The organism is Saccharibacillus sp. O23 (assembly GCF_002205895.1).
Classification (GTDB): Bacteria; Bacillota; Bacilli; order Paenibacillales; family Paenibacillaceae; genus Saccharibacillus.
In genome coordinates, this window is record NZ_NJDE01000007.1 from 50,632 (window position 1) to 70,482 (window position 19,851).

Genomic DNA, 19,851 nt, shown 5'->3' on the forward strand with positions numbered 1-19,851 from the left:
CTTTGACTGTACCGCGTATAATGAATACAGCCGCTTGAATCATTATGCGTATTTCCTACAGTAAAGGAGAACCTGCCACTCATGCTGCAAAACCCTCAAGGCAAAGAACGGATCGGGCTTGCCCTGCTCTTGTCCACGCTGGGCATTCTCGGTCCGCTCAATATCGACATGTACCTGCCGAGCTTTCCCGGCATCGCTTCCGACCTGAACGCGCAGGCGTCGCTCGTTCAGCTCAGCCTGACCGCCTGTCTGATCGGCCTCGCCGTCGGGCAGATCATCGTCGGCCCGATCAGCGACGCGCGCGGACGGCGCGGCCCGCTGCTGATCTCGCTGCTGCTGTTCGCCGCATCGTCGGTCATGTGCGCGCTGTCGACCAGCATCGAGATGCTGATCGCCGCGCGCTTCCTGCAAGGACTGACCGCGTCGGGCGGAATAGTGCTGTCGCGGGCCGTTGTGCGCGACGTATTCAGCGGCCGCGAACTGACGCAGTTCTTCTCGCTGCTCATGGTCATCAACGCGGTCGCGCCGCTGCTAGCGCCGATCGCGGGCGGAGCCATTCTGCTGCTGCCGGGATCGAGCTGGCATACGATCTTCTACGCGCTCGCTCTGCTCGGCTTCCTGATTCTGCTCACCGTCGGCGTTAAGCTGCCGGAGACGCTGCCGCGCGAGAAGCGCCAGCCCAGCTCGATCGGCCATTCGCTGCGAACGATGGGCAGCCTGATGACGGACCGCTCGTTCATGGGCTACGCCTTGACGCTGGGCTTTATCCACGGAGGCAGCTTCGCTTACGTCTCCGGAACGCCGTTCGTGTATCAGGACATCTACGGCGTATCGCCGCAGACGTTCAGCATCCTGTTCGGCATCAACGGGATCGCGATCATCACGGGCAGCTTCATCATCGGGCGTTTCAGCCGCTTCGTGCCGGAACGCAATCTGCTGCGGATCGGCGTGATTACGGCTTCGACCGCGACGCTGCTGCTGTTCGTCGCCACGATCGTTCAAGGTCCGCTGTTCACGATCGTCGTCCCGCTGTTCGTCTACATGATCACGATCGGGATCACGGCGACCAGCACGTTCACGCTGGCGATCGCGCGGCAAGGCCATCGGGCCGGCAGCGCCAGCGCGGTACTCGGCTTGTTCCCGCTGCTGATCGGCTCGATCGTATCGCCGCTGGTCGGTCTCGACGAGACGACGCCGGTGCCGATGGGCGCGATCTTGTTCGGCACGGCGCTGCTCGGCGCGCTCGCGTTCTTCGTCTTGACGAAGCCGGAGCAAGAAGCGGCTTGATCGGACGGACCGAGATCCGCCGCGAGACTGCGTCCGGCAGAAGCGTCGAAACGGCGGTTGTCGGCCTATCGGCGCCGCCGCGGGAAGCGGTCCGAAAAATCCTGCCAGTCTGCAAGCAGTTGTCCCGAATCGCGCTCGCTGACTTCTGGTCGTCAGGGGGCAGAAGTTAGGAGAACGGAACCACGGGCCCAAACAAGCGAATAGTTAGAATGAATGAAAACTTCTGCCTATTTTCACTTTTTGCAGGAGTTTTCTTTTTTGCGCGGAATAGGGTTTTTTAGATAAAAAGGGGGAAGACGGCAAGCGAAGGACAAAGGAGACCTGACATGAACGAAACGAAAAAAACAGGTTACATTCAAGAAGTCGGCACCGTGAGAGCGATCGCCTGTCTAAGCATCGTTCTGCTGCATTCGATTCATTTCACGGTGGGCTTCGGCATGGAGAGAGGGTCGAACCTCTTGGATTACGTCTTGTTGACGACCGCCGGCATATTGTCCTTCGGCACGCCTGTTTTTGTTTTCATTTCCGAACTGCTGTTGTCCCGCTCGTATCCGGACCGTTTGCCGAGAACCTTCTATAAGAAGAGGGTGCTGTTGATCCTGCTGCCTTTTGTCTGCATGGCGTTCTTCTACGCGTTCTTGTCGCATTACGACGATCCGCAGCGGCTGCCCCGCGTGATCTTGATGAATTTGCTCGGCGGTTACCATGGTTGGTTCGTGTTAGTCATTTTTCAATTTTATATTTTCCATCATCTTTTTAATCGGTTTCTGTCCCGGATGCCCGCCCGCATCTTGCTGCCGATCGCGTTGGCCGTCAACGTGGCGTATCTGGCTTTCTTCAACCTGACTTCTCCGCCTTCGGGCAACGGGGCCGTCTTGTTCCTCTGGGATCGGGGGTATTGGGTTCCGTTTCTCGGCTGGGTCTTCTACTTCTGTCTGGCCTATTACTGCGGGAGACGGTACGGCGAATTCTTGGCGCTGCTTCGCAAATACCAATCATGGATTTTGCCTTTGGTCGCCGTTTCTGTCGCGCTTGTCGTCTGGGTGAATTCGCTCGGGATTCTGCCGTTCGTTTCGAAAAGGCTCGACATGATTCCGCTCAGCGCGGGATTGATCTTCCTGCTGTTCCGGTTCGCTTCCCGATGGAAGAGCAGACCCGGATGGATCGCTTTGATCGACCGCTGTTCGTTCGGGATCTATCTGATTCATTACTTCTATTTGATCGTGTACAGCGAAGTGTTGAACGCTCTCGCCGATATCGGTTATTGGGAAATTCCGGTCCTGTTCGCCGCGGGATTGCTCTCTTCGATCGCGACCGTGCTGCTCGCCAATAAGCTGCGGTTCGGCAAATATTTGTTGGGTCGGTCGGGCAAAAAAATCGCTTATGGCGGCTGAGCATCAAGAGAATTCGGTGATTTTTTTGTCTTTTTTCGCAGGACATGCAAGATGACGGGTTTTTCGGCAAGTCTGATCTGTTTTATTTCAAGGTGAAGGTTTGTCCTTCTAAGGCGGACACGAGTCTCGGTAATATGCCGCGGCCGCGTGAGAAGCGTGAGATTTGCTGTTGTTTTTTCCAAACGCTTGACATAGAATTTGCTGGTGCGATTCTGCGACGCTTTAACGTATGATGCATGGATGAAACGAATCTTGCGGAAACAGATCGAGACAGCGAATGACATGGGGGCGTAAAAGGTGGAAGAAAAACAACTGAACCGGGGGCTGAAAGCCCGGCATATCGAATTGATCGCGTTGGGAGGAACCATCGGGGTCGGCCTGTTCATGGGTTCGTCGAGCACGATTCATTGGGCGGGACCGTCCGTTCTGCTCGCGTACATGTTGGCGGGCATGGTCATGTTTCTGGTGATGCGGATTATGGGGGAGATGCTGATCGCCGAACCGGTGACGGGATCGTTCGCCAATATCGCGCATAAATATATTCATCCGGTCGCGGGTTACCTGACGGCTTGGAGCTACTGGTTCCTGTGGGTGACGGTCGGCATGTCCGAAGTGACGGCGATCGGGATCTACTTCGGTTACTGGTATCCGGACGTGCCCCAGTGGATTCCGGCGCTGGTCGGCGTAGGCATCATCGCGGCGGCGAATCTGGCGGCGGTCAAGCTCTACGGCGAATTCGAATTCTGGTTCTCGATGATCAAGGTCGTCACGATCGTGGCGATGCTGATTCTCGGTACCGGACTCATCTTCTTCGGTTGGGGCAACGGCGGCGTGCCGATCGGCTTCGGCAATCTGTACCAACACGGCGGATTTTTCGCGGGCGGGTTAAAAGGCTTCTTGTTCGCGCTCTGCATCGTGACGGCGGCTTATCAAGGCATCGAGATGATCGGCATCACGGCGGGCGAAGCGGAGAATCCGAAAGTCACGTTGAAACGGGCGATCAAAAACATCGTTTGGCGGATTCTGGTCTTCTACGTCGGCGCGATCTTCGTGATCGTAACGATCTATCCGTGGAACGAAGTCGGCGTGACGGGCAGTCCGTTCGTGCTGACGTTCTCCAAGATCGGGATCGTCGCGGCCGCGGGCATCATCAACTTCGTCGTGCTGACGGCGGCCATGTCCGGCTGCAACAGCGGCATCTATGCGGCGGGCCGCATGCTGTTCACGCTGTCGCAGAACGGCCAAGCGCCGAGATTCTTCGGCAAGATCTCCAAAAGCGGCGTGCCGCGCAACAGCATCATGACGACGATCGCGCTGCTGCTGATCGGGGTCGTGCTCAACTATCTGATGCCGGACTCCAAGCTGTTCCTGTACATCTACAGCGCCAGCATCCTGCCGGGCATGATTCCGTGGTTCGCGATGGCGATCGGCCAATTCCGTTTCCGCCGTCAGCAGGGAGCCGCGATGAACGAACATCCGTTCAAATCGCTGCTTTTCCCGGCGGCGAATTATTTCGTCATCGTGTTCTTGGTTCTCGTGCTGATCGGCATGGCGATCAATACGGATACGCGAATTCCGCTTGCCGTAGGCGGCGGGTTCATTCTGATCATGTTCGTGGCGTACTACGCGTTCGGCATCGGCAAGAAGTCGAAAGCGGTCGAAGAAAGCCGTCTTTCCGCTAACGGCGGATCGGGCGATTGATCGAAGTCGGAACAGTTCCGACGATTCGAAAAGCGGAACCGCGCTGCATGCGCCGGTTTCGCTTTTTTGCCGTTTGCGAAAAACCTGTTGTCAGAAACCCGTAATCATAATAGATTCTATTTAGCAAACGAAAAATTCGATGTAGAGCCGGAGGCTGCGGGGAAGGTGCCGATGATATTCGCGATCGCGATTCGACATGCCATAACGATAGTATTCGGTCGTACGGCGCAAGCGACCGTAAGATGCAGCCGGGAAGCCGCGGGAGCGCGAGCGCGCAAGCTGGCCGTGCGGCTGCTGCTGGCCGTTTTTTGCCTGACCGGAACGTTCGCCGCTTCGGCGAACGCGGCGGGTTCGACGGATGCGGGGGACTCGTTCGCGGCGGGCCGACCCGACCGCGAATCTTCGACGGCTTCCGAAGGCGAGCTGTCGCTCGAAGGTCGGCCGCTCGGCGAAGGAGAGATCGTGCCGCTGGACGGCGAATGGGAATTTCATTGGATGAAGCTGCTTACGCCGGAGCAGCTTGCCGAAGGAACGGACGGCGACGCGTCCGCGTATATCCGCGTGCCGGCGTTCTGGGCCGATCAGCCGGCTGCCGGCACGGGAACCGGACATGCGACGTACCGGCTGAAGGTACGGATGAGCGAAGAACAGGCGGGACATGCGTACGGCCTGTATCTGCCTTACGGCATGGAGTCGGCTTACGAAGTGTGGATCAACGGCGAGTTTGCGGCTTCCGCCGGCAAGCTCGGGGTCTCCCGCGCCGGGATGGAAGGGCAATACCGTCCGCAGGTGACGTATTTCGAAGGACGGGAAGAGAACGAGATCGTGATCCGACTGTCCAATTACGTGCAGCGCACCGCGGGAATCTGGGATTCGATTCGTCTGGGCCGGGCCGAAGACGTGTCGGCATTCTGGAACCGTCGCACGGCTTCCGAACTGTTCGTGGCCGGCGGCATCGTCATGATGGGGTTGTACCATCTGGGTCTCTACGCGCTGCGGCGCAAAGATCGCGCACCGCTGTATTTCGGCGCGTTCTGTCTATTATTCGGTCTGCGCTCGCTGCTGCTCGGCGAGAACTACATGGGCGAATCGTTCCCGAATCTGGGATTCGAAACGTACAAGAAGATGGACTATCTCGGCCAATATATCGGGCCTGCGCTGTTCATCCTCTACGTGCAGGCGCTGTTTCCCAAAGATATTCATAAATTCATGGTCCGGGCGTTGGTCGTCTTCGATCTCTTGCTCGGCCTGACCGTTCTGCTGACGCCCGCTTGGGTGTTCGCGCACACGCTGCCGGCGAGCCACGTCTCGCTGGCGATCTACGCGCCGTACCTGATCTACGTGTTCGTGCGGGCCGCCGTTCGCAGGCGGGAAGGCGCGCTGCTGTGCTGCATTCTGTTCGCGGTCATGGCGCTGACCATCGTCAACGACCTGCTGTACTACAACAACGTGATCGTGACGTTCGACATGGCCAAGTTCGGATTGTTCCTGTTCGTGTTCGCGCAGGCGTTCCTGCTGTCGATCAAGTTCTCCAAAGCGTTCCGCTCCGTGGAAGAATTGTCGGAGCGGCAGTCCCGCTGGTCGCACGAGCTGGAAGCGACCGTCGAAGACCGCACGCGCGATCTGAGCGCGGCGCTGACGGATCTGCGCGGCGCGCAGAAGCAGCTCGTCGAAGCGGAGAAGATGGCCGCGCTCGGCGGACTGGTCGCCGGCATCGCGCACGAGATCAATACGCCGGTCGGCATCGGCGTCACGGCGGCTTCGCATCTGCGCGACAAGACGCGCGAGCTGAGAAGCGGATTCGAAGAAGGGCGCATGAAGCGGTCCGAACTGTCGGCTTATCTGTCTATGGCGGACGAATCGGCGGAGATCGTGTCGGCCAATCTGTCCAGAGCGGCCGAGCTGATTCGCGGCTTCAAGCAGGTCGCGGCGGATCAGTCCAGCGAAGAACGCAGAACGTTCAACGTCAAAGCGTACGTGCGCGAGGTGCTGGTCAGTCTCGGTCCGCAGTTGAAACGTACGCGGATTCGGACGCGGCTGGACGGCGACGACGATCTGGAACTGAACGGTTATCCGGGCGCGCTGTCGCAGATCGTGACCAATCTGGTCGTCAATTCGGTCACCCACGCTTTCGGAGAAGGCGAAGAAGGGAACATCTTCATCGACGCGCGCCGACAGGGGAACGGCGTGCGCCTCGTTTACCGCGACGACGGACGGGGAATGGCGCCCGAGGTCAGCGCGAAGATTTTCGATCCTTTTTTCACGACCAATCGTTCGGGAGGAGGCACGGGACTGGGCATGCACATCGTGTTCAATCTCGTGACCCAGTCGCTCGGCGGCAGCATCGTCTGCGACAGCGGGCCCGGACAAGGAACGACGTTCGATATTTATCTGCCATCGGGGGAGAAACAGGCATGAAATCCGACAACTACGAGAATCAAGAAGACGAATTGATTTTTGCCGAAGAAGACGAAGAAAACCCGGAACTCTCCGAAGCTTCGGAAACGGCCGAAGAACCGGAAGAAGCTTCGACATGGAAAATTCTGATCGCGGACGACGACGTGGAAGTGCATCGCGTCACGCGCATGGTGCTGTCGGACTTTGTGTTCGAAAACAAAAAATTGACCCTGCTGTCGTCGTATTCGGCGGCGGAGACGCAGTTTCTGCTGCGCCTGAATCCCGATATCGCCGTGGTGCTGCTCGACGTGGTCATGGAACGCGATACCTCGGGGCTGGAAGTCGTGCGGTATATCCGCGAGCAGCTCGGCAACCGGCTGCTTCGGATCATCCTGCGGACCGGACAGCCGGGGCAGGCGCCGGAGCATCAGGTGGTCGCCCAGTACGATATCAACGATTATCGGGAGAAGACCGAGCTGACGACCCGCAAGATGTATACCGCGTTGATCTCGGCGCTGAGAGCTTACCGCGATATCGAGACGATCCGCCGGCTGAACGAAGAGATCGACCGCTCGCAGAAAGAAATCATTTTCACGCTGGGCGAGATCGCCGAGACGCGTTCGAAAGAAACGGGCCATCACGTCAAAAGGGTGGCCGAATACAGCGGACTGCTGGCGGAGCTGGCAGGGCTGCCCGAATCGGAGTGCGAGTTGATCCGCATGGCCAGTCCTATGCACGATATCGGCAAGATCGCCATCTCCGACGATATCCTCAACAAGCCCGGACGCCTCACGCCCGAAGAATACGCGATCATGCAGACGCACAGCGAAGTCGGCCATTCCATGCTGAAACATTCGGAGCGCCCGATCATGAAGGCTGCCGCGTCGATCGCTCTTCAGCATCACGAAAAATACGACGGCAGCGGTTACCCGGCGGGACTCGCGGGCGAGGAGATCCATCTCTACGGCCGCATCGTGGCGGTCGCCGACGTGTTCGACGCGCTGGCGAGCGAACGGGTATACAAAAAAGCGTGGGAACCCGAGCGGATCGTCGCGCTGTTCGCCGAAGAACGGGGACGCCATTTCGATCCTCGGCTGACGGACTTGTTTTTGGACCATATCGACGAATTTTGGAAAATCCGCAACTTGTACGAATAGGCACGCGGAGAAAAAAAAGGGAAAAAGATCTTATTCATGTTTGTCGGAATTTGCCGATAAACAGGATAAGATCTTTTTTTCGGAAGGGTGGTTCCCGTGTTCAAACGCATGCGCTTCAACAATATTCCGCTCAGCTTCAAAATGATGCTGCCGCTTATTCCGCCGCTGGTCGCGCTCGTGCTGCTTGCGACGCTGTCGGTGAACTCGGTCTCGCGGCTTTCCGATCGTCTAATCGAACGTTTGTACAACGAATCGCACGAGAGCGTCAATTGGCTGCTTAACGCCGACCGCGACTTTTATCAAGCTCTGACGGCCCAGCAGGAGATGGCTGGCGCTTCCGGTCAGGCTTTGACGGATCTCAAAGCCGACTACGACGAGAATGTCGCCCAGACGGAAGAGCGCGTGCTCAAAGCCGAGGCGATCATGAAAGCTCATCCGGAACGTTTCGAGAGCTATAAGCATCCCGACTCCGGCCAAAACGCGTTCCAGTTGTTCGACGATTTCAAAACGCGTTTCGCCAGTTGGAAAGCGGGGGCCGAAGGCGGTACGCCGGAACAATTCAAAGCGGCTCGCGAAGACATCAACCAGATCGAAGAGATTCTCGATCAATACAGCGAAGACATTATCGCCGACAGTCAGGCTTACCAGCAGCATATCCAGCGCATGTTGTGGATCGGCATGGCCGTCGCGCTGGCGATCTCCGCGGTCGTAGGCGTTCTGGTCATCCGGAACGTGCGTCAGCGTACGCGGATCGCGGTCAGCCTGATTCGCAAGACGGCGGATCTCGATCTGAAATACGATCAAACGTACGAGCGTTTTCTGGACGAGAAAGACGAATTCGCGCTGCTGATCCGTTCGGAAGCCGAAGCGCGCAAAGAGTTCCGCACCATCATCGAAGAAGTCAAAAGCGGCAGCACGGAAATCGAACACGCGATGGATCGGGTAGCCGGTCAGATGTCGCAGTTGGACGACAGCGTTCAGGATATCTCTTCGACCACGCAGCAGTTGTCGGCAGGAATGGAACAAGCTTCTTCTTCGACGCGCAGCATGAGCGAGACTTCCGCGGAGATCGGCCAAGCGCTCGAATCGTTGGCGCTCAAAGCTCAAGAAGGCGCGCGTTCCTCGGAGCGGCTCAGCAGCCGCGCCCGCGAATTGAAAGTTTCGTTCGAACAGACGTACCGCGAAGGCGGAGCTTCTTACGAACGAATCAAAAGCAATCTGAAGCTGGCGATGGACGAGTCGCGCGCGGTCGAACGGATCACGCTGCTCGCCGAGTCGATCCTGCAAATCACGGCGCAGACGAACCTGCTGTCGCTGAACGCTTCCATCGAAGCGGCGCGCGCAGGCGAAGCCGGACGCGGATTCGCGGTCGTCGCGGCCGAGATCCGCAAGCTGGCGGAAGATTCCAAGCATGCCGCCGACGAGATTCAGGAAGTGACCGGCACGGTGCTCCGCTCGGTCGGAAGCTTGAAATCGAACTCCGAGAATCTGCTCGACTTTTTCGCGAGCAGCGTTCAGAACGACTACGGTCTTATGTTCAAAGCGTCGGAAGAATACGCGCTCAGCGCGGTCGACAGCGAAGCGCTGGCGACGGATCTCAGCGCGACGACCGAAGAGTTGTTGGCTTCGATGGAGAATCTGGTTCGGTCCACCGACGAGATTTCGGTATCCGCGCGCGAAGGCGCCAGCGGTACGGGCATCATCGCGGAGAAATCGGGCTTGGCGGCGGACAAAGCTTCGGACGTGTTGAACGGCGTGCGCGCTTCGAAGCAGGGCGTCGAAAGTCTTGCGCGCTCCGTTGAGAAATTCAAGCTGTAACATCGGTCATGCCGAGCATCGGGCAGACTCGCCGTCGAGGTCTCCGGGAGGAGAAAACGATGCGCGGTCCGTCCGCTCGGAGTCGAAGAAGCCGTTCGAAATCGGACGGCTTCTTTTTGTTTGCGCCGCTCGACATTAAAGACGTCTTAATCGAAAGAATTAAGCTTTTATTCATTCATTAACGTTTATAACCATCCCTTTTCATTCATATAAACAAAAATAATGATAAATAGTACGTCATATATGTTTCGTTTATCCGCTTAATGGCGTATTATATAACTACGCAAAGGCGGACGCCGATCGTCGCCGGTCTTTAGACGGCAGAAGACGGCGGCGCCCGGCCTTGAAGCGAAAGCAGGAAAGCGGAGGGTAGCCGTGATCGAATTGACGGCAAGACAACTTAAGATCGTGGACATCGTCAAGAAGCAGGCGCCGATTACCGGCGAGCAGATCGCCGAGAATCTGGGACTTTCGCGTCCGACGATCCGTTCCGACCTGTCGCTGCTCGTCATGCTGGAGTATATCGACGCCAAGCCGAAAGTCGGCTATTTCCCGGGCAGCAAAGCGGCGGGAAGCGGCGGCGGAAGCGAACAGCTGAGAGAAGCGAAAGTCCGGGACATTCAGACGGTGCCGATCATCATTCGCGAGACGACCACGATTCAAGACGCGGTCGTGACGTTGTTCTTGCAGGATGTCGGAACGCTGATCGTATGCGACGACGAAGGAAGATTGACGGGCGTCGCTTCGCGCAAAGACTTTCTGAAAGTGACGCTGGGCAATCCCGCTTCCGCTTCGATGCCGGTGAGCATGGTCATGACCCGGATTCCGAAAGTGGTCGCGACGTCGCCGGACGAGACGGTGTTGGAAGCGGCGCAGAAAATGATTATGCATGAGGTAGACAGCCTGCCGGTGATCGAAGCCGGCCCGGAAGAGACGGGCGGCAAACCGGTCATCGTAGGACGGCTGACGAAGACGGCCATCGTCCAGCTTCTCCTCAAGATCGAAACGACAGGGTAACGGGAGGACATGCAGACGATGGAACAAAGCACGCCATTTATTACGATTTGTTCGGATTCGGTCGGCGACACGGCGGAGGCCGTCGTGCAGGCCGTCATTCACCAGTTCGAGCATCGGGAAGTTTCGATCAAGCGTTACGGGAACGTTCGCAACGAAGACGAACTCAGAGCGCTGATGGAAGAAGCGGCCGAACATAAAGGATTCGTCGCTTATACGCTCGTCCAGCCCGAGCTGCGCGAGACGATCCGCGAAGAAGCGGTTCGGCTGGACGTGCGGGTCGTCGATATCATGGGTCCCATGATGCAGGCGTTCATCGACACGTTCAGCGGAGCTCCGCCGACCCGCAGACCGGGCGTGCTGCGCCGGATGGACGAGAATTACTTCCGCCGCATGGAGGCGATCGAATTCACCGTCGCCAGCGACGACGGCCGCGATCTCAGCGCGATGCTCGGCGCGGACATCGTGCTGATGGGCATCTCCCGCACGTCGAAGACGCCGCTCGGCATCTTCCTTGCCCATCGCGGCAAGAAAGTGGTCAACTATCCGGTCGTGCCGGAGATCGCGCCGCCGCAGCAGCTGCTCAGTCTGCCGAAAGACCGGCTGGTCGGCCTCACGATCGCGCCGCAGGCCATGCTCAAGATTCGCTCCGAACGGCTGCGCTCGATGGGACTGCCGGTCGGTTCCCAGTACGACAGCTTGGAACGCATCAAAGAAGAACTGGATTATGCCGAAGCGCTGTACGCAAGGTTGGGCTGCCTGGTCGTGGATATCACGGACAAAGCGATCGAAGAGACGGCGAGTTTGATTTTGTCGAAGCTTTAAGGCGGTACTTTAACGCGGTACTTTAACGCGGGAAACGGCTACCCTTAGTATTGACAAGGTACGAAAGCTGCGGGCTTCGGCCGAAAGGCGCCCGACACATCGAATGGAGGGATTGACCATGGAACGCGAATTGACTTTGGAAATCGTGAGAGTGACGGAACTGGGCGCGCTGGCGGCGGCAAAATGGATCGGCAGAGGAGACAAGAACGCGGCGGACGGCGCGGCGACGACCGCGATCCGTTCGATGTTCGATTCCGTATCCATCGACGGTACGGTCGTTATCGGCGAAGGCGAGATGGACGATGCTCCGATGCTGTACATCGGAGAGAAAGTCGGCACCAAAGAAGGTCCGGAGGTCGATGTCGCCGTCGATCCGCTCGAAGGCACGGAAGTCGTGGCCGCAGGCTTGCAGAACGCGCAAGCGGTGATCGCGATCGCGGAGAAAGGCAGCCTGCTTCACGCGCCGGATATCTACATGGAGAAACTTGCCTGCGGACCCGAATTGGCCGGCAAGCTGAGTTTGAACGATCCGGTCGAACTGACGCTGCAAAAAGCCGCGCGTTATACCGGCCGGTCGTTGTCCGACCTGACCGTCATGGTGCTCGACCGCGAACGCCATTCGGATTTGATCGCCCGTCTGCGCGGCGCGGGCGTGCGCATCAAGCTGCTCGGACACGGCGACGTGGCGGGAGCCATTGCCGCGGCGCTGCCGGACAGCGGAGTCGATCTGTACTTGGGCTCGGGCGGCGCTCCGGAAGGCGTGCTGGCCGCGGCCGCGATGCGCTGCCTCGGCGGGGATATGCAAGGCCGTCTGCTGCCGGACGGACCGTTCGAGAAGCAGCGCTGCATCTCGATGGGGATCGAGGACCCTTCCCGCATCCTGACGTTGGAAGACATGGCGGGCACGGGCGACGTCTTGTTCGCGGCCACGGGCGTGACGAGCGGCGAATTCCTCGACGGCGTGCGCCTGATCGGCAAAGACCGCGCCGAGACGCATTCGGTGATCATGCGCGCCAGCAGCCGCACCGTTCGATATATTCGCAGCATGCATTACCTGCCGCTGAAGCAGTTCCCGGCAGGCCTGCCGGATATTCCGGCCATGGGACGCGCCGTTTCGTTCTAAGTCCGATTCGGGCATTGGGAATTTGCGTTTTTTGATCTTGGATTTTGTTTGGATTCGAATCTCTGTTGGGTTAGACTCTGGAGTCCCGTTTTCGCCACTCGGCGAAAACGGGCTTTTTTTATCGGCCGTCCAAACAGGCGTATGCGGCTCGGTCTTCCCCGGACGTCAATGCCGAATGTTTCTTGCCCGCCATCAACAAAGTTAGGCAGCCGTCAGATTCTTAGGCACGCCCCATAATGTTCGCCCGCGGACATCATGTTGCCGTAGACCCACCGCATACCGGCTTGTTATGCTATTCCTGTAATTCCCGGATGCGGAGGCGGAATCATGACGGACATTTACGACAAAATCAAAGAAGGCGAACGCGGCGCGTGGCTGAGCATCGGAGCCTATCTGTTCTTGTCCGCGCTCAAGTTGACGATCGGTTACCTGTTTCTGTCCAGCGCGCTTCAGGCGGACGGACTCAATAATCTGACCGACATCGTGGCTTCGGTCGCGGTGCTGATCGGGCTGAGAATCTCGCGCAAGCCGCCGGACGCGGATCATGCTTACGGCCATTTTCGCGCGGAAACGGTAGCCGCCTTGACGGCTTCTGTCATTATGGCGTTCGTCGGACTGGAAGTTCTGGTCGGCGCGGCGCGGACGCTATCGGCTGGAAGCGGCGAAGCGCCGCAGTCTTGGGTAGCCGGGGTGGCTCTGCTGTGCGCGGCGGCGATGTACGGCGTATACCGCTATAACCGCAGTTTGTCGATCAAGACGGGAAGCTTGTCGTTGATGGCCGCGGCCAAAGACAATCTGTCCGATGCTCTGGTCAGCGTCGGAGCCGCCGTCGGCATCTTGGGTTCGCAGCTCCGCATGCCGTGGCTGGACGGGGTTACTGCCTTCGTCGTGGGTCTGATCATTTGCAAAACGGCTTGGGAGATTCTGCGCGAATCGCTGCATCGGTTGACGGACGGGTTCGATCAGCAGGAACTGAAGCGCATACGCGGCACGATCGCCGAGGTCGACGGCGTCGAAGAAGTTAGGGAACTGAAAGCTCGCGTGAACGGGAGTCAGACGGTACTGGACGTGGTGGTCGAAGTCGCCCGCGACTTGAGCTTGGTCGAAGGACACGAGATCGCGGACCGCATCGAAGCGGATTTGAAAAAGCGGCACGAGATCTATTTCGTCAACGTGCATGTGGAACCGATCGAAGCGGCCGCGCCGGACAAGAACGAACAGACGGAATCGGGAACGGATCGGTAAAAGGGCACAAAGGAAAAGGGCTCGCTTTGCGCGATACACGGGTTCTTTTCTACGATGAGCGATAAACGATAAGAGCGTTCTTCTTCTCCGCTGAATCCGCCCTGCTAACTCGATCGCCGGCGTTTTGTGAACGTACGCAGACGCGATCCATTCGCCAAACGCGTCCTGTCTTCGCCGGGCATATTCTGTCTTCGCAAAATGTTGTCGAAATCCATCATTTTTGCCGAAATCAGCGATTAACCTTCGAATTGTTGCCGAAATCCATCATTTTCAGCTCTTTACCGGCAAAAACGAGCGTTTATCCGAAAAATGATGGATTCTCGCAACATTTCCGCACTCGAAGCTCGTTTACTTTTGAAAAAAATGGATTTTTGCAACATTCCGTTTGATCGAGACGCCGATCCGCCTATTCGATACCTTGAATCGCTTCTTTTGCGAGTTGCATGAAAAGAAGCGAACTTCCGCTCATGCCAAAAACGGCCGCGCTTTTTTCGCGAGGCCGTTATGAAAGCTTCTGCAAACCAATAAAACAAAAACATGCTCGTGCGCCGACTGAACATCATGCGAGGTTGCGTTCCGCCGTCAAGCGCGCGGGCTCGCCGTCTCGGCGCCCATGGCTTCCGCGCGCTCGCGGTCGCTTCGGCCGACGCGCAGCACCAGCAGGAAGCAGAGGAACAGCACGATTGCCGCGGATACGTACGGATAATTGAGATTCACGTCGAACAGCGCGCCCGCGACGATCGGTCCGGCGATATTGCCGAGACTGCTGTACGCGGAGTTCAGACCGGCGGCGAAGCCTTGCTGGTCTCCGGCGCGACGGGAGATCTGCGTGCCGATCGCCGGCCGCAGAATATCGATCGACAAGAACACGATGAACGTCACGGTCACGATCAGCCAATATTCGTGCACGAACAGCGTCAGCAGCACGAATACCGAAGCGGCTGCCAGACAGACCGAGATCACCGACTGCTCGCCGAAACGGTTCAGCAGCCAACCGAAGATGGTTGCCTGCACGACCGCGCCCGCGATCGAGCCGAAGGTAATGATCACGGCGATATCGCGCGCCGTAAAGCCGAACTTGTGATCGACGAACAATCCGAAGACCGTCTCGTAATTCGCCAAGCCGAACGCGCTGACGAACACGATGACCAGACTGAGGAAATACGGCAGCCGGTAAGAAGAAGCGAGCTGCTTCAGCAGGCTGTCGCGTTTGCCGACCGCTTGAGCGGCCAGTTCCGCGCGGCGTTCCGGACTCAGCGATTCCGGCAGCACGAACAGCGTCACCACGCCGGAGATCAGAGCGGCGATCCCCGCCGCGAAGAACGGCACGCGGATGCCGAACTCCGCCAAGAAGCCGCCGATCCCCGGCCCGATGATAAAGCCGGTCGTAATGGCCGCGTTGATGAAGCCCATGCCTTTGGCGCGTTCTTCGTCGGTCGTGATATCGGCCGTGTACGCCATAACGGCCGGCATGATCAGTGCCGCGCCGATACCGCCCAGAATCCGCGAGACGAACAGCAGCCACGGCGCTTCGGCGATGCCGAACAGGAACTCGGAGACGGCGAAGATCGCCATGCCGACGATAATCACTTTCTTGCGTCCGATTCGGTCCGATACCCGGCCGCCGATCGGCGAACAGATCAACTGCGAGACCGAGAACGTCGCGGTCAGCAGACCGACGATGCTGCCGCCGATATGCAGCGTATTCATGAACGTCGGCATGATCGGCACGACAAGGCCTATCCCGGTGAAAACAAGGAAAATATTGAACATGAGCAGCAGCAGGGCCGCCCGGTTGCGAAGCATCAAAGCCATGATCGTCATCCTCCGGAATTCATTCCATTGAAATAAAAGTACAGATAACACGCTTAACACGCGCAAAAAAAGCAATTGACCTCATCAATCATACTGAACGTTCGGTCTGTAATAAAGCGGCCGGAATGCGGAAAAGCGAAACGGGCCGAAAAGAAAACGGAGCCGAAGCCTACGAAGCGCAAAACGCGGCGTCAATGAAAACGCGGCGCTAACGCTCCGGTTCCGATACGGCCGCCGTTTCGGCGACGCCGTGCAGGAAGACTTCGATCGCCAGACGATAAGTCGTAAGCGCCTGCTCCGTACTGGAACGCCGCGAAATCTGGCTCAGCCCGACAACCAGTGCTTCCAGCACCAGAGCGAGACCGGCGGTGTCACCGCTGCGGAATTCGCCGCTGTCGATGCCTTCTTGGATCAGCGCTCGGTTGAACGCCAGATGGTTCGCGACCATCTCTGCCAGACGGTCTTCGACTTCGCAGGTCTTGTCGTCGCCGACGAAGAACTCGTCCGCCGCTTTGGTCAGCGGATGGTTGAGATCTTCGTTGACCATCTGCTCGGCGAATCCGTACATTTTCTCGGCGGCCGAGGCGTATCGATGCTCTTTCTCCTGCCACTTGGCGATCCAGTCCCGATCCCACTCGTCCAGCAGATACAGGAACAAGCCTTCTTTGCTTTTGAAATGGTAATAGATATTGCCTTTGCTGCTGCCGGTCGCGGCCGTGATGTCTTCGATCGAGGTCGCTTTATATCCTTTCTGCACGAACAGATGCCGCGCGGCGTCGCCGATGCGTTTGCGCGTTTGTTCGCTTTGCAGTTGTTTTTTGTTCAAAAGATAACCTCCTGCTTGCTGCCTGAATGAGGCTTGATGATGCAAGGTATGATACGTTTCGATAATCCTGAACTTTCGTTCAGTATCTTAACACGAACGCTTCGAAAAAGGCAAACGAAAAGAACGGAAGCAGCGAATCGCGCGCGGCTTTGCCGTCTTCCCGTTTTTTTCTTATAATCAAAAAAGATATTCGCCGAGGAACCGGGCATAAGCTCGTATCCGGAGTGACGGCGGGGAGGCGGCAGAGTGATAGAGCGGTTGGATCGGGTCCGAGAAAGCGGTCATGAGGTGACTGTAGAAGACACGGACGAATTATACGGGGAAAAAGGCCGATTCCGCGTGCTTCAGTTTGCCGACGGCGACGTGCAGGGAGCGTTGGATCTGAATCGGCCGGAGCGAATCGTGCTGGAATATCCGCGCGCGATCATTCATCTGATCGAGCGGAATGCGCCGGAGTTCGAGAGAGCGTTTATCATCGGGCACGGAATCGGAACGATCGCCGGCCGTTTTGCGGATCGGGATATTCGAACGGCCGAGATCAGCCCCGCGATCGCGCGATGGAGCCGGATCTATTTCGGTTATGATGGACCCGAAGTGTCGGTCGGCGACGGTCGCGAGCTGCTGGCGCAAGAGCCGGACGGTTCGCTCGATGTCATCGTGCTGGACGCGTTTACGGAAAAAGGCAAGCCCTGGCATCTGTTCACCCGGGAGTTCTGGAAGCTCGCCGAGCGAAAATTGCACGGGAACGGGCTGCTGCTGTTAAACGTGTTCGGCCGCGGCCGCCGGGATTCGTTCGTCGACGCCGTATGGGCGGGATTATCGGAGACGTTCGCTTACCGGCGAGGGTTCGTGCTGCCGCCGGATCGTCCGTATGAACCGGCCAATCGCGTGTTGATCGCGTCCAAACGGCCGATCGCGGCGAAGTTGGGGCAGATGGCGGGATTCGAAGAGTCGGACCCCGAGCGGGGAACGGTATTGGAAGACGAGATGTTCGGTTATTCGAGCGTAGGGGAAAGCGAGGAATCTATATAGAGATGGAGACGACTTATCGAATCAAAGACGGCAAAGGTTCGAACGGCGCGGGAACGACGCTGTATCTGACCCGGCACGGGCAAACGGAATGGAATCTCGAAGGAAGGCTTCAAGGCAAACTCGATTCGCCGCTCACTCCGCAAGGACTGCTGCATGCGAGCTGGCTTAGCGAGTCGTTGGCCGGGACCGCGCTTGACGCGATCTATTCCAGTTCCAGCCCTCGCGCTTTGCGGACCGCCGAGATTCTGCGCGGCAGCCGGCCGCTGGAGATCAAGGCCGTCGACGAACTTCGGGAAGTTCATATGGGCGATTGGGAAGGACGGGTCGGTTCGGAGATCGAAGCGGCTTCGCCGGATGCTTATCATGCGTTCTGGAATACGCCGCATCTATACGAACCGGCGAACGGCGGCGAAAGCTTCGTCGAATTGGGCGAACGGGTCGTGCCGGCGATCGAACGAATCCTGAGCGACAACCGAGGACGCAGCATTCTGGTCGTGACGCATGCCGGCGTATTGAATCTGCTGATGACGGCTTTTCGCGGCCTGCCGCTCTCCGAAATGTGGAGACCTCCGATCCTGCAATCGACCTGCTTGTGCAAGATCGTGTACGACAGCGAAGGCGCGACAGTGGAACTGCACGGAGACGTCTCGCATTATCGGGAGCAGGCGTGACGGATTCGGCCAAATGGCCCGATCCGCAAGTTCAAGGAGGCGGAAGCGCAATGTTGAAAAAGAACGATCCGGCATGGAGCAAACTGACGACGGCTTACGGAGAAGGGGCGGAGGCTTTGGAACTGCTGCTCCGCTTGGAACCGGACGCGGCGGACGAGGAGCTGCGCCGGGAATTGATCGAACTGCTGCTGCATCAAGGCACGATCTACACGGCGACGCTTGCCGCCATGCCGTATCTGGCGAATATGGCCGAGCAGACCGAAGACGACGAAGCGCTGATCGATCTGTATATCTCCGGCGGCTTGATGAAAGCCGGCCGCGAAGGCGAAGAAGGCGAGCCGGTCGAACGTTCCGGCGAATTCCGGCGGGACCGTCAGGGCGAGCTGGACGAAGCGACGGTGCGAAGCATCGCGGACGGCTACCGCGACGGCATCGCGCGCTTGGCCGCGCTGCATGAACGCGCGACCCGGCGAGCGGCGGAAGCGGCGAATGCCGGAGAAGAGGAAGACGCGGACACCGTCTACCTGCTGGCCGCCCGCGCCGCTTATGCCGGACATCTGAACGCGGCCCGGCTGCTGTTCGACTTCTCGGGCGGCGACGAATATGTCGGGGCCTGCCCGTCCTGCGAGACGGACTGGTATATCTGGCCCCGGGAAGAAGGCTCGGATGCCCGGGAAGAATACGGCGCTCTGATCGTCTATCCGTACGATCCGGTCTTGGAAGAAGCCGGAGATCGGGTCGCGGCGGAGATTCGTCCTGCGCGGCGAGATGCGCTGCGTCCGGAGCTGCGGGAACTGGCGAGCGAAGCCCGACGGCTCGGCGCGCGGGGTCTGGCCGATGCGATTCCGTCGCTGGACGGTCATGCGCACTGCCCCGTTTGCGGACAGGAAGAATCGGTATGGACCGTGCTGACGGGATGGTGAGATTAAGAATAGAAGAAGTTCAGAAGGAGCTCAATATGCAGGGAACAGAAGAATTGGATTTCCGGATCAAACTCGATAAAAAAGATTTCGTTTCGTTCAATATGGAATATCGGCGGAAGTTTTATCTGCTGTTTTCGCTCGTTTATTTCCTGCTGGCCGCCGCGATGTTTCTGCTGATCAACAACGACGAACCGCCGACGACGCTCACGTTCGTTTTCGCCGTCGTGGTCGGAGCGGCCGTCGTGGGTGCCGTCCAGCTTTCTTTCCTATTCACCATGAGATTTCAGGTCGGCCGCATGTTCAGTTCGGACCGCCTCCTACAGTATGAGCAGCGTTATGTCTTGAACGATTCGACGCTCGCGGTGCTGACGCAGGTCGGAGACAGCCGCTTCGGCTGGGACAAACTGTACCGCGCCGTCGAATATCGCAGTTCGATCGCGCTGTTCGTCGGCCGCAACCGCGCTTTGATTCTGCCCAAACGCCTGCTGGACGCGCAGCTCCCGAACGGCACGGCCGAAGTCAAAAGGCTGATCCGCTCCTGCTTGCCGCCGAAGAAGGTCAAATTCCGGCGGTAGAACAGAGCGGAAGCTTTGGCGGTTCTCGATTTCGCTATAATAAAAAGG

16 protein-coding genes are annotated in these 19,851 nt (G+C 58.3%); 14 read left to right on the forward strand and 2 right to left on the reverse strand.

Features of this window, described 5'->3' with window-relative positions; translation table 11 throughout:
* Positions 1-81: 81 nt before the first annotated feature.
* From CDO73_RS08935 to CDO73_RS08980, 10 genes are all read left to right on the forward strand, one after another.
* On the forward strand, positions 82-1,287 hold the full coding sequence (locus CDO73_RS08935) for a Bcr/CflA family efflux MFS transporter (protein WP_088488182.1): 1,206 nt from the start codon (positions 82-84) through the stop codon (positions 1,285-1,287).
* Positions 1,288-1,613: 326 nt separating this feature from the next.
* Positions 1,614-2,681 (forward strand): acyltransferase family protein, encoded by a 1,068-nt coding sequence (locus tag CDO73_RS08940; protein WP_088488183.1) that lies wholly within the window; start codon positions 1,614-1,616, stop codon positions 2,679-2,681.
* Positions 2,682-2,978: 297 nt separating this feature from the next.
* Positions 2,979-4,382, forward strand: coding sequence for an amino acid permease (locus CDO73_RS08945; protein WP_088488184.1), 1,404 nt, complete (start codon positions 2,979-2,981; stop codon positions 4,380-4,382).
* Positions 4,383-4,553: 171 nt separating this feature from the next.
* Positions 4,554-6,800: an ATP-binding protein gene (locus CDO73_RS08950; protein WP_088488185.1), complete on the forward strand. Its 2,247-nt coding sequence runs from the start codon at positions 4,554-4,556 to the stop codon at positions 6,798-6,800.
* Positions 6,797-7,936: an HD-GYP domain-containing protein gene (locus tag CDO73_RS08955; protein ID WP_088488186.1), complete on the forward strand. Its 1,140-nt coding sequence runs from the start codon at positions 6,797-6,799 to the stop codon at positions 7,934-7,936. Before CDO73_RS08950 ends, CDO73_RS08955 begins: the two co-directional genes overlap by 4 nt.
* A gap of 96 nt (positions 7,937-8,032) precedes the next feature.
* Positions 8,033-9,754, forward strand: a complete 1,722-nt coding sequence (locus tag CDO73_RS08960; protein WP_088488187.1) for a methyl-accepting chemotaxis protein — start codon at positions 8,033-8,035, stop codon at positions 9,752-9,754.
* Positions 9,755-10,129: 375 nt separating this feature from the next.
* Positions 10,130-10,771: a helix-turn-helix transcriptional regulator gene (locus CDO73_RS08965; RefSeq protein WP_088488188.1), complete on the forward strand. Its 642-nt coding sequence runs from the start codon at positions 10,130-10,132 to the stop codon at positions 10,769-10,771.
* Between the two features lie 18 nt (positions 10,772-10,789).
* Positions 10,790-11,593 (forward strand): pyruvate, water dikinase regulatory protein, encoded by an 804-nt coding sequence (locus CDO73_RS08970; RefSeq protein ID WP_088488457.1) that lies wholly within the window; start codon positions 10,790-10,792, stop codon positions 11,591-11,593.
* Between the two features lie 118 nt (positions 11,594-11,711).
* Entirely contained in the window at positions 11,712-12,716 is a 1,005-nt protein-coding gene (gene glpX / locus CDO73_RS08975) for a class II fructose-bisphosphatase (protein ID WP_088488189.1), read from the forward strand.
* A gap of 327 nt (positions 12,717-13,043) precedes the next feature.
* Positions 13,044-13,961: a cation diffusion facilitator family transporter gene (locus tag CDO73_RS08980; RefSeq protein WP_088488190.1), complete on the forward strand. Its 918-nt coding sequence runs from the start codon at positions 13,044-13,046 to the stop codon at positions 13,959-13,961.
* A gap of 582 nt (positions 13,962-14,543) precedes the next feature.
* Here the strand turns inward: CDO73_RS08980 and CDO73_RS08985 are convergent.
* Positions 14,544-15,776, reverse strand: a complete 1,233-nt coding sequence (locus CDO73_RS08985) for an MFS transporter (RefSeq protein ID WP_088488458.1) — start codon at positions 15,774-15,776, stop codon at positions 14,544-14,546.
* 208 nt (positions 15,777-15,984) lie between these two features.
* Entirely contained in the window at positions 15,985-16,602 is a 618-nt protein-coding gene (locus tag CDO73_RS08990) for a TetR/AcrR family transcriptional regulator (protein ID WP_088488191.1), read from the reverse strand.
* 246 nt (positions 16,603-16,848) lie between these two features.
* On the opposite strand from CDO73_RS08990, the gene CDO73_RS08995 reads away from it, so the two are divergent.
* The 4 genes from CDO73_RS08995 to CDO73_RS09010 are packed head-to-tail and all read left to right on the forward strand — an operon-like array spanning position 16,849 to position 19,803.
* Complete coding sequence (locus tag CDO73_RS08995; protein ID WP_256972625.1) at positions 16,849-17,634, forward strand: spermidine synthase; 786 nt, start codon at positions 16,849-16,851, stop codon at positions 17,632-17,634.
* A 2-nt stretch (positions 17,635-17,636) separates the two neighbouring features.
* A complete protein-coding gene (locus CDO73_RS09000; protein WP_088488192.1) occupies positions 17,637-18,305 on the forward strand; it encodes a histidine phosphatase family protein in 669 nt (222 codons plus the stop codon).
* Between the two features lie 50 nt (positions 18,306-18,355).
* Positions 18,356-19,228 (forward strand): hypothetical protein, encoded by an 873-nt coding sequence (locus CDO73_RS26475; RefSeq protein WP_143536101.1) that lies wholly within the window; start codon positions 18,356-18,358, stop codon positions 19,226-19,228.
* 35 nt (positions 19,229-19,263) lie between these two features.
* Positions 19,264-19,803, forward strand: coding sequence for a YcxB family protein (locus CDO73_RS09010; RefSeq protein WP_179218643.1), 540 nt, complete (start codon positions 19,264-19,266; stop codon positions 19,801-19,803).
* Positions 19,804-19,851: the final 48 nt, after the last annotated feature.